The sequence below is a fragment of the Paenibacillus sp. 1-8 genome, assembly GCF_056316205.1.
This window is the reverse complement of sequence record NZ_CM149995.1, coordinates 3,053,086-3,068,424: the sequence shown is the minus strand read 5'-3', so window position 1 is coordinate 3,068,424 and position 15,339 is coordinate 3,053,086. Positions and strand designations below refer to the sequence as shown.

Below are 15,339 nucleotides of genomic sequence, written 5' to 3'. Positions count from 1 at the left end.
CGGACTCGCGTCCGTTTTTTTATGATAAGTCATTTGTATAATAAGTCTTTTGAAAACTTTATAAGCAAAGGGGGAAACCCTGTGAAAATAAACACTTGGCAATATGCCGACCTAGAAATGGCTATTCATGGAAAAAAAGTTATCCATACACTAACCACAGCTGGCTACGAGGCTTACTGGGTCGGCGGTTGTGTGCGGGATGAACTATTAGGACGCTCTATTCATGATATGGATATGACCACATCGGCTGAACCGGAACAGGTCATAGCACTGTTCCCCCATGTCATTCCGACTGGAATTCAGCATGGGACGGTTACGGTGATGCAGGGTGGGCATCCGTTCGAGGTGACCACTTTTCGAACAGAGAGCGGTTATACCGATCATCGCCGTCCGATAGAAGTCTCTTTCGTGAAGGATATCCGCGAAGATCTGATGCGGCGGGATTTCACGATGAACGCGATTGCAATGGATGAACATGGGAAAAGGGTGGACCCGTTCGGAGGGGAAGCCGATTTACGCGCCGCTATTGTTCGTTGTGTGGGACGAGCCGAGGAACGATTTGAGGAGGATGGGCTGCGTATGCTACGTTGCATTCGTTTTGCCTCCGTATTCCGGTTCCGTATAGCCTATAACACATGGAAAGGCATGATCCGTCGTAAAGAGGGACTTCGTTACATTGCGATGGAACGTGTGCGTGTTGAGCTGGAAAAGATGCTGGCCGGGCCGGACCCTTTGCGTGGACTGGAAATGCTGTATCGAAGCGGCTTGCTCTCGTGTACGAAGGTTCCGGTTCCCTGGGAACAATGCGAAGCACAGGCGCTCAGTGGAATGGTACAACTGCCGGAAGAACTGCGGTGGGGGTTACTGTTGCTGTCTTGCAGACTCACCTCAGAGGCAGCGGACGAGTTGTTAAGAGCATGGACTTTCTCCAACGCTGTACGCTTACGGTTGGTGCATCTGTTGGAATGGGAGCGCGAGTTAACGGACAGTGCTGTGTCGATAGCAGACAGTTCCACTTTGGTGGCGGGTGAAGGAACCAACGATGAGGCGCTACGCCGTAGCTGGATTCGACTGTTAATTAAATGGGGACGGGACACCTCGTCTGACTGGCTACAGCTTTATAAGTCATTGCCTGCTTCGTTTCGTGGATTACCCCTACGAGCAGAAGAGCATGTAGCGAAAATGGCTGAGCTGGCAGAGGCGTGGACTAAGGAAGCCGCAGTTGTTCATATCAAAGATTTAAATATTACTGGAAATGAACTGGTTCAGGCGATGAATCGACCGGGTGGTCCTTGGCTGGGTCAGACGATGGGACGACTTTTGCTGGCTACCGCCTGCGGAGATATTCCAAATGAATTAGAAGCATTGCTTCAAGAAGCGAAACGGGTGATGAGTAGTGAATAATCATGAAAGACTGTTAGGCATACTGGACGAAGATACATCAGATTATGTATCCGGAGAGGAAATCAGCCGTCGTCTTTCGGTCAGCCGTACAGCCGTATGGAAGCAGATTAACAAGCTGCGTGAGCTGGGCTACAACATTGAAGCTTCCTCGCGTAGGGGTTACCGGATTGTGTCCCGACCCGATCGGCTGGAAGTCTCCAAACTGGCATATATGCTAAATACCCAATCGTTTGGACAACGTATCGTTGTGCTGGACTCGACGGTCTCTACCCAGCAGGATGCAATGCGTCTGGCAGAAGAGGGTGCGCCGCAGGGGACGGTAGTGCTGGCGGAGGAACAGACGGCAGGCCGGGGACGCTTGGGCCGAAAGTGGTTTTCACCTCGGGGCAAAGGCATCTGGATGAGCATTGTATTGCGTCCGAACCAGCCCTTGGCCTTTACTCCGCAGTTGACGCTGCTTACAGGCGTAGCGGTATGCAGAGCCATTCGTCGGTTGACGGGTGTGGAAGCTGGCATCAAGTGGCCGAATGATCTGCTTGTTCATGGTCGCAAAGTGTGCGGTATTCTGCTGGAATCTGCAACAGAGGATCAGCGGGTCCGTTACTGTATTGCAGGTATCGGCATTGATGTTAATTTAAATACAGAGGATTACCCGGAAGAGCTATCAAGGTTGGGGACATCCCTGAAAATAGAGGCTGGTCGCGAAATCGATCGTACTGCAATGATTGCCGCCGTGCTGGAAGAGATGGAGCAGCTAGGTGCGTTATATGCGGATGAGGGCTTTCAGCCAGTCGCGATGCTGTGGGAGGCGCTATCCGTGACAATGAATCGCTTCGTGCGGGCACATACGGGACAAGGGAAAGCGGTAGAAGGTACTGCCGTCGGTTTGGACCCTTCCGGTGCGCTAGTGGTTGAAACGGAGCAGGGAGAGCGAATACAGGTCGTTTCCGGTGATGTACAATTGCAGGGGTAGCCTTAGCTAAGCATAGCGAATATAATTGTTCTTTGTTCTATGCAAAACTTCACGTGAAAAAGCTGATGTTTTTTGTTATACTGTGCAGGAGGCGGCATCGGACGGTCCGAGCTGCACTCCGGGGCATATGCTCCAACACTGCAAGCAAGTTAGACCATCATAACTTCATTTGAAGGTTACGTTGGATTCTGCTCTGAGCCGAACAGGACCGAGACAGAAGGGGCGATCTCAAAATGAGTGTCTTTTTTGGCTGTTCGGACCTTTTGATGACGCAATTGTACAGGCGTTCATAAAAGGTTATTTTTTGTGCCAAAAAAAGATGGAAGGGAGCCATTTACCATGGCAGTAAAGCAAGCACTGAACATTGTGAAAATGAAAAAAATGAAGCAGGAGGGCATTCCGCTCAGTATGCTGACCGCCTATGATTATCCATCGGCTAAAATAGCTGAGGAGGCGGGAATCGATATGATTCTGGTTGGTGATTCGCTGGGCAACGTCGTTCTCGGCTATGATTCGACCATTCCCGTAACACTGGATGATATCGTGTATCATTCCCGAGCGGTAGCGAGAGGCGCGGAGCATACATTTATTGTAGCGGACATGCCGTTTATGACATATCACGGCAGCGTATCGGAAAGCCTTCAGGGCATCCGCCGTCTGATGCAGGAAGGACATGCGCATGCTGTCAAATTGGAGGGCGGCGCAGAAATTGCCGACGTCGTAAAAGCGACTGTTCAGGCGGGTGTACCCGTGCTGGGTCATATCGGCCTTACACCGCAGTCGGTCAATCAGCTTGGCGGCTACCGCGTTCAAGGCAAGGACGAAGCGGACGCACGGCGGCTGATGGCAGATGCCAAGGCGCTGGAGCAGGCGGGTGCCTTTGGCATCGTGCTGGAGCTGGTGACCGAGGAAGTAGCAGCGGCAATTTCCAAAGAACTGTCCATTCCGACCATTGGTATTGGCGCAGGACGCGGATGTGACGGTCAGGTGCTTGTTTATCACGATCTGATTCAATATGCATCGCCTTATTACAGCAAACGTTTTGTCAAAACCTATGCCGATGTCGGCGGCTTGATCCGCAGTAGCATTGAGCAGTATGTGAGCGATGTGAAGGGGAGAGCCTTCCCGGCTGCTGAGCATGTGTTCAGCGCCGACGACAGCGTTATAGAGGCTCTCTACGGCCACAAGAAAGGTCAGGAAAAGGCGCAGGTGCAAGAACAAGAGAAACAAGAGGAACAAGCTAAGGAAAAGGTGGAATCCCGGTCATGATTATCGTAAGAGAAGTGGCTCAGCTGCGGCAGGCCATTGCTGAACGCCGACAGCTCGGTGCAGACGGAGCAAAAGTGGAACAAGGTTCCGCTGCTATACGGCCACATACAGTCGGCTTTGTGCCGACGATGGGGTATTTACATGAAGGCCATGCGAGCTTGATGCACAAGGCGCGTGTTATGGCAGATACGGTGGTACTCAGCATTTTTGTAAATCCGATTCAATTCGGGCCTAACGAAGATCTCGACAGCTACCCCCGCGATGAAGCGCGTGATTTGGAGGTGGCGCGGCGCGAAGGCGTGGATATCGTATTTTTGCCAACTGTAGCAGAAATGTATCCACAGCCAACCCGTACGAAAATACGCGTATCCGCTTTGACGGATCGGTTATGTGGTGCTTCCCGTCCAGGGCATTTTGATGGTGTGACCACCGTTGTTGCCAAGCTTTTTAATATGGTAGGGCCTGATCTGGCCTTCTTCGGCATGAAGGACGCACAGCAAGTAGCGGTGCTCCAGCAGATGGTGACCGACCTCAATATGAACGTGACCATCGTCCCTTGTCCTATCGTCAGAGAGGCCGACGGTTTGGCCCTCAGCTCGCGTAATGTGTATTTGAGCGCGGAACAGCGGGAGCAGGCGTTGGTGCTGTCAAAGTCACTGCGCAAGGTGCGTGAAGTGAGCGAAGATGATGTGCAGAACACGTTTACGATCCGTCAGTTATACCAAATGGTGGAGACTACGATTACTTCCTCACCATTAGCTGACATTGACTACATTGAAATCTTAACCTTTCCAAGTCTGGAGCCCCTTCTTCCCGAGCAGCGACTAAGTGATGTCGAAGAAGACATCATTGTAGCGCTGGCTGTAAAGTTTGGGAACACTCGACTGATTGATAATATGAGAATACAGAAGACGGAGGTGCTTTCCCATGTTTAGAACGATGATGAAATCCAAAATACACCGGGCAACGGTTACCGAAGCCAACCTTAACTATGTGGGCAGTATTACTATTGATGAGGATCTGATGGAGACTTCCGATCTACTGGAGAATGAAAAGGTTCAAATTGTGAACAATAACAATGGAGCCCGGCTGGAAACTTACGTTATCCCTGGACCGCGTGGTAGCGGCGTGATTTGTCTCAACGGCGCAGCAGCGCGTTTGGTGCAGCCTGGTGATACAGTCATTATTATTTCCTACGCTTCCATGTCGAATGAAGAGGCCAAAACATACAAACCGACCGTTGTATTCGTCGATGAACATAATAAACCCGCCCAAACGGCGAACAAGGAAGTACACGCTACGATCATGTAATGAATGGGAGTGCGGATGAAACCCGTCCTTTAAGCGAAAAATGTGAGTGTATTAATCCATCTTTCGTAAGGGCGGGATGCACATGTTCCAGCATGTATTCGCAGAAATGAACAGCATGTTAGATGATATCGTGAAGCATTACCCATCAGCCCAGGGCTCCCGCAGGCAGGAGTTGCTACAGCACTGGAGTTTGCTGCGGAGAATGAGTGACGGAATTATGGATGAATGGCTGGCTTTTGAGGAAAAAATGGTTCGCCTGCGTGCTGCAGGTTTTTCCGCGGAGTCTGGTATGTCTGACGCTGAGCTACCTGAAAAGGAGCTGCCAGCTTTTACTCGGGGTCAAGGGTATTATCGACTGCTCATGTATCCTGAGGCCATCCGCCAATTTGAACAGGTGCTACAGCATTTTCCGAACAGTTGGCAAAGCCAGATGTATATGGGGATGGCGTTTTTCCAACTGGAGGACACAGCGGAGGCTGTACGCCATTTTCAGAAGGTACTGCACCTAACAGACCAGCCCGGGCTGAAGGCGGTCATTTATAATGCGCTGGGCTGTCTTATGGCGAAGCAGGCTGATGTAGAGGAGGCGCAAAAATGTTTTGCTCTCGCGCATCAGTTCGATCCTGCTTTGCCCGAGCCGTTGCACAATATGGAAGCCTGTTTGTCCGGTGTCGGAATGCTTCGGTACGACAGCTCCATGATGACATGGCTATAGTTGTCAGACACCGAGCGAGACGATGCATACCCACCTCCCCAGGCGGCGTGTGCATCGTCTTTTTTGGCTGTCTTAATTTCCAAACAGGCGATCTTCTGCTATGCTGTTATACAGAGTTATTATTTTTGTATGTGTCAAAAGAAAGGATTAAGCCCGAATGAAATTTGCGGTATTGGATTTTGAAACGACAGGCACCCAGTCCGCGGATGACATCATTCAAGTCGGACTTGCAATTATAGATCATGATAACAGCATTTCCCGTGTTTATGGTTCTTATGTGAACCCTGGCAGATCCATTCCGCCTTTTATTACCGGGTTGACCGGGATTACAGACGATGACGTCAAGGATGCTCCTGCGCTCGAAGAGATGATGATGGAGCTTGTGCCTATGCTGGACGATGTCGTGCTGGTCGGTCATAATGTGGCGTTTGATTTTAATTTTTTGCAAAACGCTTTGGACCGGTGCGGATACTTGCCGTTTACCGGCAGAATTTTGGATACGATGGATTTTCTGAAAATCATGTTTCCATCGCTATCTTCCTATCAGTTGGGTTTTGTTTCTTCTGAATTTGGGCTGGCACATGACCGACCTCATCAAGCAGACAGCGACGCGTTGGCTACGGCTGAGGTGTTTTTAAAATGTTTGGATGAGCTTCACGCGCTGCCTTTGATTACGATACAGCGGCTCAGTGATTTGTTCGCAGAGGAAGACAGTGACCTCGGATGGTTTTTGGACGGGGTGCGTGAAGACAAAGAGCATGATCCTATTCAGGATTTGGAGGGTCATCAGTTTTTTCGTCAGCTTGCACTGAAGGTGGAGGATTGGACGGAGCTAAATGTCCCTCGCAGAGAGGACGACCCCAATCCGCTGGCAGGTATTTCCTTTGAGGAATACATGGATGATGTGCGAGACAATTTACGTTCATCCTTGAGCCAATATGAGGAGCGCGAAGCGCAGACGCAAATGATTGAGGGCGTGAATCAGGCGCTGAGTGAAGACAAGCACCTGTTGATCGAGGCGGGTACGGGGACAGGCAAGTCCCTCGGTTATTTGCTTCCTTCGCTGTATCACAGTGTGAAAAATGGACAGCGAGTTATGGTAAGTACGCATACGATCAACCTGCAGGAGCAATTACGCGAGCGTGATATTCCGATGCTGATCAAGGTGATCCCGTTCCCGTTCCGGGCTGCCATTTTTAAGGGCCGGGGACATTATTTGTGTCTGCGTAAGTTTGAACATAAAATAAACAGAAGAGACTTCGCAACGCCGAAGGAAGATTTAATTACAGCCGCCCAGATGATCGTCTGGCTGACGTTGACGGAAACCGGCGATGATGAAGAACTCAATCTGAGCAATCGTGGCGGAGATTTTTGGGAAACGGTGGGCAGTGATTCCGAGTCCTGTCTTGGTCGTTCTTGTCCATGGTTCCGCAAATGCTTTTATCATCGTGCGCGCCATGAGGCGGGAATAGCCGATGTGGTCATTACGAATCATTCCAAGCTATTCACGGACGTAAAAGCAAGTCATCAGCTATTGCCGAGCTATGAGCATCTGGTCATTGATGAAGCACATCATCTGGAGGAAGTCGCTGGTAAGCACCTGGGCATGCATATGAAATATTTCACACTCGTGCATACGCTGACCCGGTTGTTCAAGGACAGCAAGAACGGACAATTGCCTTCGCTGCGTCAGCAGTTGGCAAAGTCGGGGCATGAGAAATCGACGGAATGGGCCTCTACCATCGACCAGTTGTATCCGCTCGTGCTGGAAATCAAGGAGACTTGGGATTTGCTGAGCGACAAGCTGTTTGGCATGCTGCCGGAGCGAAGTGATGCGACACCGGGTGAAACGGGGCAATTTTCTTCCCGTCTCAAGCCATCGGCCAAGCCTGCCAAGTGGGATCAGGCGGCTGCGCTGGAAAATCAGCTTTATGTAACGATGAGCGAAATTTTGCGCAAGGGCGACAAGCTGATGCTCGATGTGAAGGAAGAACATGACGATTATGCGGCTGACAGCCTCATTACGGATATTACGGGGCTGCTCAAGGATTTGGCAGGCATTAGGGAAAGCTTGCGCTTTTTTATGCGGCTGGATGATGAAACGACCGTATACTGGCTTGAAGCGAGCGGGCAATTCCGCAGCAAGTCGCTGCAATTTTATGCGGTGCCCGTCGATGTGAGCCGTCAGCTGAAAGAAATGTTTTTTGACAAAAAAAGAAGCATTATTCTGACGTCTGCTACCTTGTCGGTGGATAAGTCGTTTCAGTACATGACCGATCAGCTCGGCTTGCAGGAGGCCGCAGATCAAGGGCGGCTGATGACTACGCAGCTCCCGTCACCCTTTAACTACAGGGATCAGGTGTTGCTAGTCATTCCAAGGGATTTCCCGAGCGTGAAGGGCAGTGTAGGAGATGAGCATTTTGTAAATATGCTCGTCAGCTCGCTAGGCGCGACTGCTCAAGCGACGCGGGGGAGAATGCTCGTTCTCTTTACTTCCTACCGCATGCTCCGGCAGGTGTATGAGCCGCTTAAGGAGGCGTTGTCTTCCAGCGACATCACCGTGCTGGGGCAGGGCGTGGACAGTGGGAGCCGCAGCAAGCTGACCCGACGTTTTCAGGAGGCCAAAGCTTCCGTGTTGCTGGGAACCAGCAGCTTCTGGGAAGGCGTCGATATTCCGGGCAAAGCGCTGACGTGTCTGGCCATCGTGCGCTTGCCGTTCCAACCGCCCAATCACCCGCTGCTGGAGGCTAAAAGTGAGTTGCTCCAGCAGCAGAAGAAAAATCCTTTTATGAAGCTGTCTGTTCCACAGGCTGTCATTCGCTTCAAACAGGGATTTGGACGTTTGGTACGTACAGCGAGCGACCACGGGGTCGTTATCGTTTACGATACGCGTGTGATCGAATCCTATTACGGGAAGCACTTTTTGTACTCGTTACCGGGACCAAAAATGGAGCATATGCCGACGGAGCAAATGGTGCCCCGCATCGCCGAATGGCTCCAATCCGCCCCGGAGACAGAGGCATAACGGACGGACATCTAAACGTGTCCGTTACAATTAGGGGGAGCAAGTATGAAATCAGAAAAAATTTCAGAGGCTGTTGTACGGAGGTTACCCGTATATTTACGTTATCTGAATGCACTGCACAAACGGGAGGTGGCTACGGTATCTTCCCAGGAGCTGGGACAAAGACTGGATCTGAATCCTGCTCAAATTCGTAAGGATCTTGCGTATTTTGGAGATTTTGGCCGTAAGGGTGTCGGCTATGATGTTACTTATCTTATCGAGAAAATACGCCATATACTGAAAATCGACCAGCAAATTAACGTGGTATTGGTCGGAGCAGGTAATCTGGGGCAAGCCCTTTCGAATTATAATGCTTATTTAAAAGACAATATGAAAATTGTAGCGGTATTTGATGCTGTTCCAGATAAAGTTGGAACCAGGATCAATACGCTGGTCGTACAGCCGATGGATGAACTGGAGGTGACAGTGAAGGAACAAAACATTCGGATCGGGATTATTACCGTACCGGATTTTGAAGCACAGCATGTGGCTGACAGGCTCATTGAGAGCGGGATTGGAGCGATTTTGAACTTTGCACCCACGACTCTCAAGACACCGGCAAACATTCGGGTACATGCCACAGATTTTACAACGGATTTGTTAAGCCTCGCTTATTATTTAGAGAACGGAAAGGAAGATACACAACATGACAGCGAATAAATGGATGATTAAAAACGGCTCCTTTGCCGTGAACAGACCGGAAGCCGGGGTAATCCACGGCTATATGATCGTGGAGGATAGCCGCATCACCTACATTGGCGAGACTTTGCCAGCGGGTGAGGAAGAGACGAACGCGATTGACGGTAACGGGCTGCTGTTTTTACCTGGCCTGATGAATACACATGGTCATGCGGGGATGTCACTGCTACGTGGGTATGGGGACGATCTGGCTCTCCAAGTATGGCTACAGGAAAAAATGTGGCCGATGGAAGCCAAGTTTACGTCTACGGATGTGTACTGGGGTACGTCCTTGTCCGTGCTGGAAATGCTGAAAGGGGGTACAACGACCTTTTTGGACATGTACGTTGATATGGACGAGGTGGCTCGTGTAGCTGAAGAGTCCGGTATCCGTGCCAGTCTGATGCGTGGAGTGATTGGACTATGTTCGGAGGAAGAGCAGCGGATTAAGCTCGCTGAGGCTGTGAACTTTGCGCGTAACTGGCATGGCAAAGCAGACGGTCGCATTACGACCATGCTGGCTCCGCATGCGCCATATACGTGCATGCCTGCGCTTATCGAAAAATTCGTACAGGCAGCGCACGATCTGGATTTACCGTTGCATACGCATATGTCCGAAACGATTGCCGAAGTAGAGAAAAACGTACGCGATTACGGCTTGCGTCCAGTTGCACATTTGGATAAGCTCGGCTTTTTCTCCCGTCCTTCACTTGTTGCCCATGGCGTTTATTTGAATGACGAAGAAATAGCTTTGCTGGCTGAACGTGGTGTAGCGGTTTCGCATAATCCGGGCAGCAACTTGAAGCTCGCAAGTGGTGTGGCAAGAGTGCCTGACCTGCTGCGTGCAGGCGTTACTGTCTCTCTCGGAACAGATGGCCCCGCCAGTAACAATAACCTGGATATGTTTGAGGAAATGCGTCTGGCTGCACTCATTCACAAGGGAGTATCTGGCGACGCAACCGCAGTTTCTGCGGGTGAGGCGTTGCGTCTGGCAACGGAGTACGGAGCGAAGTCGATTGGCTTGAAAGAGGTAGGAGTGCTGGCAGCAGGCAACAAGGCAGACTTTATCGCGCTCGATCTGAATCAGGCGCATTTCCTGCCGCGTACGGATCTTATTTCCCATGCTGTATACTCTGCAAGCGCCAAAGACGTGGCTCATGTATGGGTAGACGGTCGTCAGGTTGTGAAAAACGGTGAGTGCCTGACTATGGATGAGGAACGTATCAAGTATGAGGCTCAAGCCGCCTTTGAAGGGCTGCTGTCGCGCTAATTCAGGTGTCACATCCCCTTAGAGAGGAAGCACAGGTTTGAAAAATAAGAAAAAATGGATAGCGGTGGCCGTTCTGGCCGTCATACTGATCCTGGTCAGCATTTTCTGGTATTATTCCTATGTTACTCAAGACCAGGTGACTGAGAGAAATGCCGCTATCGTAAAGGCCAAGCAATCGGGTGGACTCGTCAGCACGACGAAGACGTGGAAGTCTGTGTGGGATCAGGTAGATTGGGTAGTTCAAGGGGAAAATGCTCAGAACGAAAATATTATGGTGTGGGTCCCTTTTCAAAAAGTGGAGGGCCAACCGAATGTACCTGTCACAGATAATAGTGGTGTTCATACCGAGCTACTGAAAAACGGAGTCGACGAGCAAAAAATGACGGCGATGATTCAGCAGCAGCTTCCGGGTGCAGATATTGTGAGTCTTCAGCCGAGTGTGTTTAACGGTCAATATGTGTGGCAGCTGTTTTATGATGACGGCAGTCATCATTACTATACCTTTTATCGCTTCTCGGATGGGGGATCGGTGGGGATAAAGTATACTTTGCCCAATTACTAGAGTGATGTGAGGAGTGGCTGATGGTGGTTTGGGAGTGTTGGAGCATTAGAGCGCTGCGTGGTCCATTTAATCTTACGATCGCTCCGCTTCTTCAGATTCAAATGGCCCACTCCGCTGGCTGACCGCCATGGAGCCACTCCAAACACCATCTTTTTATCAAATGACTGTATTCCTGAAACGAATGTGCAGTTCGGATTGAATGTGAGACTAAACAGACGCAAATACGATTATTTTCGTATTTACGTCTGTTTATTTTTTTGTTTGAGTAGTGTTTATCATAGATGTACATAAAAACGGAGTAGGCGGAATGGTGCTGGTACAAGCGGTAGTGTTCGCCTTAAAAGCTTTCCGTAGGAAAGCTCGCTTCGGAAGCATCACCTCCCCGGATTTCTACCCATGTGTGCTCATTCAAGAAATCCGGGGGCAAAAGCGATGGGAAGCACCATCCGCCTGCGCAGTGGCTCTGCATGTATCTTTCAAGCTCAACTTATATCACTTGAATTTCCCTTAAACAGGTTAAATATGAAGTCTATTACATAGATCATAATAATTTTTTCCTTAAAATGGTTTAATTATAGGTGCAGACTAACGTAACCCATAATTTTGTGGCTATGTTATCATGACTACTTGTACAAAAAGGAGATTCATGGACATGGGAAAAGTGGATGGAAAAGTTGCATTAGTAACGGGTGGAGGTCAAGGGATTGGACGGGCTATTGCTTTACGCCTGAGCCAAGACGGCTTCGCAGTGGCGGTTGTAGATTTAAATGAAGAAACGGCGCAAAGTGTTGCTGGTGAGATTACAAAGGCAGGAGGGCGCTCGCTTGCCCTTAAAGTCGATGTTTCCAACCGGGATCAGGTTTTTACCGCTGTAAAGGAAGCATCTGAGAAGCTCGGTGGCTTTGATGTCATTGTAAATAATGCGGGGATTGCTCCCGCCAAGCTATTGGAGGATGTTACGCTGGCTGATTTTGACAAGCTGTTTCATATCAATGTGACCAGTGTACTTTGGGGCATTCAGGCAGTAGCCGCCAAGTTCAAGGAACTGGGCCATGGTGGTAAAATCATCAATGCCTCTTCTCAGGCAGGCCATGTTGGTAATGCCAATTTGGGCATTTACTCCGCTACCAAATTTGCAGTTCGTGCCCTAACACAAACCGCCGCTCAGGAATATGCCCAATATGGTATTACAGCAAACGCCTACTGTCCTGGCATTGTACAAACGCCAATGTGGAGCGGCATTGATAAAGAAATTACGGCATCCAAAGGCGAAGCTACAGGCGATGCAACCAAGGAATTCGGCAGCAAAATTGCCCTTGGCCGTCTGTCTACACCAGAAGACGTATCCGCCTTCGTTTCCTTCCTGGCAGGCCCCGATTCCGATTACATGACAGGACAATCCCCTCTGATCGACGGCGGGATGATGTTCCTTTAAAGCTTTAAAGGTTGTACTATGAGGTAATAATCAATCCTCTATATACAGTGTAAGGTTAGCTTACAGTATGAGATCTAATTGCTATACGAAAATCTTTGTTTACGCCTAAAAAAACTAAATAACAAAACAAAAAAGACGTAAATACGATAAATTTCGTATTTACGTCTTTTTTCACTGCCACTCCGCGAAGCTTGGCTGAAAGCCAGCTAAGCATCTTTACCTACCCAACTTCCCTCCTAAGGCAAATTCATCTTTATGGCTGTGCAGTAGCGGAGTGGAGGATTTGAATCTGAAGAAGCGATAGCGTTCGCCTTTGCCGCCGGATTTTCCCCATAAGAATCTGATCGAAAAAAATCCGGCGGCAACAGCGATCGTAAGATCAAATCATTCATGGAGCGTCTCCCACCACCATAACCAAAGATTTTGCCCACTCACAACTCCCCCACACATTGCCTTCGATATTAGATATACGTTATGATATACTATATTTTATAAGTGATAGACAAAAATGATAGAAAAAGACTTGCGGATCACTGTAGATCATGCAGTCAGGTTTTTGTTGACATTCGTCCCGTGTTTCTTCTGGGTTTCACATTTTGAGAGGAGGATGTTATTTGAAATTGCGTGCAGTTCCTATCGTTGTTGCGGCGGTTCTGGCAGCATCGCTGTTGTTTGGAGGATGGTTCATTTACCGTCAGGTTACAATGCAAAGTCCTCTGGAAAAAATGGTATCTCAATATCCCGGCGTGACAAGCGCTCAAATAGATATTAAACCGGATCAGGTTGTATTGAATCTGGATCTCAAACCGCAGGCAGATGTGGCCGGATTGGTCAATGTAGTTAAGCAAAAAGGACAGTTCATCATCGGTAGCCGTACTATTAAGCTTGACATTGCAGATCATTCCAATCCAGCGTTGAACCAGTGGTGGTCTGAGGCGATGTTTCCGGTAGCGGAAGCGATGGAAAATAAAAAATACACCCAAATTTCATCTACTGTTGAGCAGATGAAAAAGAAAAAATCCGGTATCGAGGCCGATACCGATATGGATTCTAACAACGTCTATATCCGACTCAGTGAAGGTAAAGCGACCAAGTTTATCGTTTTGCCACGTCAATCTCAGCAAATGGGGGTATGGCCTAATGCCTAGATGGATCAAAGAAGCACTAATCGGCATTGTGCCGGTGACCATTATATTTCTTGTTTTTATCGGGGTGAATATCATTCCCCTTCTGATTGCTGGCGTGATGCTCAGCGGCTTGCTGATGCTCATGCATGCGCGTGGCGGCTTGGCAGTAGGGGCCGGGCAGGAGCGCAAGCGTAAAAAAAATGGCCCGGACAAGTTGACTTTTGAGGAAATCGGCGGGCAAGAAAGCGCGAAGCAGGAGCTGCGCGAAGCGCTGGATTTTTTGAATCGACATGATGAAATTTCCAAGTTCGGCATTCGTCCATTAAAAGGTGTTTTGCTCACAGGCCCTCCGGGAACAGGAAAAACGCTGATGGCGAAGGCAGCGGCACACTATACCAATTCCGTATTTGTTGCCGCCTCAGGTAGTGAATTTGTTGAAATGTACGTGGGTGTTGGTGCAGGTCGTGTCCGTGAGCTGTTTCGGGAGGCCCGCACTCGTGCAGCCAAGGAAAAGAAGGAAAATGCGATTGTTTTTATTGACGAGATCGACGTTATTGGCGGTAAGCGTGAGGGTGGACAGCAGCGTGAATATGATCAGACTTTGAATCAGTTGCTGACAGAAATGGATGGCATTTATTCGGCAGATACCCCGCGGATTTTGATCATTGCGGCAACAAACCGTAAAGAAATGCTGGACAGCGCCTTAACGCGTCCAGGGCGTTTTGACCGTCATATTCAAGTGGATTTGCCTGATAAGAAGGGCCGTCTTCATATTCTTAAAATTCATGCCAAAAACAAACCGATTCAGGAAGATGCGAATCTGGACAAAATCGCTGAGGAATCTTACGGGTTTTCCGGTGCACAGTTGGAGAGCGTCATGAATGAAGCGGCAATCTATGCGATGAGACAGGAACAGGAAATGATTGCGCAAAAGCATCTGTCGATGGCGATTGACAAGGTGATGATGGGTGAGAAAACGGATCGTGAATCAACGCTGGAAGAGAAAAAACGTGTAGCGATTCATGAACTGGGACATGCTATTATGGCTGAAATCGTTCGTCCGGGCAGTGTCAGCCAGGTAGCGCTCAGCCCGCGTGGGAAAGCGCTCGGCTATGTGCGGCACAATCCACAGCAAGAGCATTATTTGTATACCAAGCAGTTCCTGGAGGAGCAGATCATGATCTCGCTCGCAGGGGCTACGGCGGAAGAAATGTACTATGGCGGTCGCAGTACAGGCTCTAGTAACGATTTTGAGCAGGCGCTGAACATTGTTCATACGATGATGACTTCCGGTTTGACTTCACTCGGCATTATTAATATGGAAATGGTAACAAAAGAAGAGCTCATGCGCGAAAATGGTGAGATTATGGACGACCTGCATAGCCGTACTTTGGAGTTGCTCGAAAAGCATCGTCCAGTGTTCGACAACTCTCTTGACATCCTCATGAAGGAAGAAACCCTGTCTGGGGATCAATTTAGATGTCAATTTAGTGAAAATGCTTTATTACCAGCATAATTTTTTATGCTGGTT

Annotated in this window: 13 protein-coding genes; all 13 read left to right on the top strand. The window is 49.2% G+C overall.

Annotation, left to right across the window (positions count from 1 at the left end; all coding sequences use genetic code 11):
* Positions 1–81: 81 nt before the first annotated feature.
* The 13 genes from AC0WRU_RS13790 to AC0WRU_RS13730 all read left to right on the top strand — a co-directional run bounded on the left by AC0WRU_RS13790 (position 82) and on the right by AC0WRU_RS13730 (position 15,324).
* The gene (locus AC0WRU_RS13790; RefSeq protein ID WP_476125158.1) at positions 82–1,404 is read left to right on the top strand and encodes a CCA tRNA nucleotidyltransferase; all 1,323 of its coding nucleotides are present in this window, start codon (positions 82–84) and stop codon (positions 1,402–1,404) included.
* Positions 1,397–2,377 carry a biotin--[acetyl-CoA-carboxylase] ligase gene (locus tag AC0WRU_RS13785; RefSeq protein ID WP_476125156.1) on the top strand — a complete coding sequence of 327 codons (981 nt, stop codon included), beginning with the start codon at positions 1,397–1,399 and terminating at the stop codon, positions 2,375–2,377. The genes AC0WRU_RS13790 and AC0WRU_RS13785 overlap by 8 nt, the downstream gene beginning before the upstream one ends.
* A gap of 339 nt (positions 2,378–2,716) precedes the next feature.
* A complete protein-coding gene (gene panB, locus AC0WRU_RS13780) occupies positions 2,717–3,646 on the top strand; it encodes a 3-methyl-2-oxobutanoate hydroxymethyltransferase (RefSeq protein ID WP_476125154.1) in 930 nt (309 codons plus the stop codon).
* Positions 3,643–4,581, top strand: coding sequence for a pantoate--beta-alanine ligase (panC, locus tag AC0WRU_RS13775; protein WP_476125152.1), 939 nt, complete (start codon positions 3,643–3,645; stop codon positions 4,579–4,581). The genes panB and panC overlap by 4 nt, the downstream gene beginning before the upstream one ends.
* Positions 4,574–4,957, top strand: coding sequence for an aspartate 1-decarboxylase (gene panD, locus AC0WRU_RS13770; protein WP_007430795.1), 384 nt, complete (start codon positions 4,574–4,576; stop codon positions 4,955–4,957). Before panC ends, panD begins: the two co-directional genes overlap by 8 nt.
* Positions 4,958–5,039: 82 nt before the next feature.
* Complete coding sequence (locus AC0WRU_RS13765) at positions 5,040–5,672, top strand: tetratricopeptide repeat protein (protein WP_476125150.1); 633 nt, start codon at positions 5,040–5,042, stop codon at positions 5,670–5,672.
* A gap of 157 nt (positions 5,673–5,829) precedes the next feature.
* Entirely contained in the window at positions 5,830–8,697 is a 2,868-nt protein-coding gene (gene dinG / locus AC0WRU_RS13760) for an ATP-dependent DNA helicase DinG (protein ID WP_476125148.1), read from the top strand.
* Positions 8,698–8,742: 45 nt separating this feature from the next.
* The gene (locus AC0WRU_RS13755; RefSeq protein WP_025685868.1) at positions 8,743–9,396 is read left to right on the top strand and encodes a redox-sensing transcriptional repressor Rex; all 654 of its coding nucleotides are present in this window, start codon (positions 8,743–8,745) and stop codon (positions 9,394–9,396) included.
* Positions 9,383–10,684, top strand: coding sequence for an amidohydrolase (locus tag AC0WRU_RS13750; protein WP_476125146.1), 1,302 nt, complete (start codon positions 9,383–9,385; stop codon positions 10,682–10,684). Before AC0WRU_RS13755 ends, AC0WRU_RS13750 begins: the two co-directional genes overlap by 14 nt.
* A gap of 37 nt (positions 10,685–10,721) precedes the next feature.
* Entirely contained in the window at positions 10,722–11,246 is a 525-nt protein-coding gene (locus AC0WRU_RS13745; protein ID WP_476125144.1) for a cell wall elongation regulator TseB-like domain-containing protein, read from the top strand.
* A gap of 652 nt (positions 11,247–11,898) precedes the next feature.
* Positions 11,899–12,681, top strand: coding sequence for a (S)-acetoin forming diacetyl reductase (locus AC0WRU_RS13740; protein ID WP_476125142.1), 783 nt, complete (start codon positions 11,899–11,901; stop codon positions 12,679–12,681).
* A gap of 614 nt (positions 12,682–13,295) precedes the next feature.
* A complete protein-coding gene (locus AC0WRU_RS13735; protein ID WP_476125140.1) occupies positions 13,296–13,829 on the top strand; it encodes a hypothetical protein in 534 nt (177 codons plus the stop codon).
* Positions 13,822–15,324 (top strand): AAA family ATPase, encoded by a 1,503-nt coding sequence (locus tag AC0WRU_RS13730; RefSeq protein ID WP_476125139.1) that lies wholly within the window; start codon positions 13,822–13,824, stop codon positions 15,322–15,324. The genes AC0WRU_RS13735 and AC0WRU_RS13730 overlap by 8 nt, the downstream gene beginning before the upstream one ends.
* Positions 15,325–15,339: the final 15 nt, after the last annotated feature.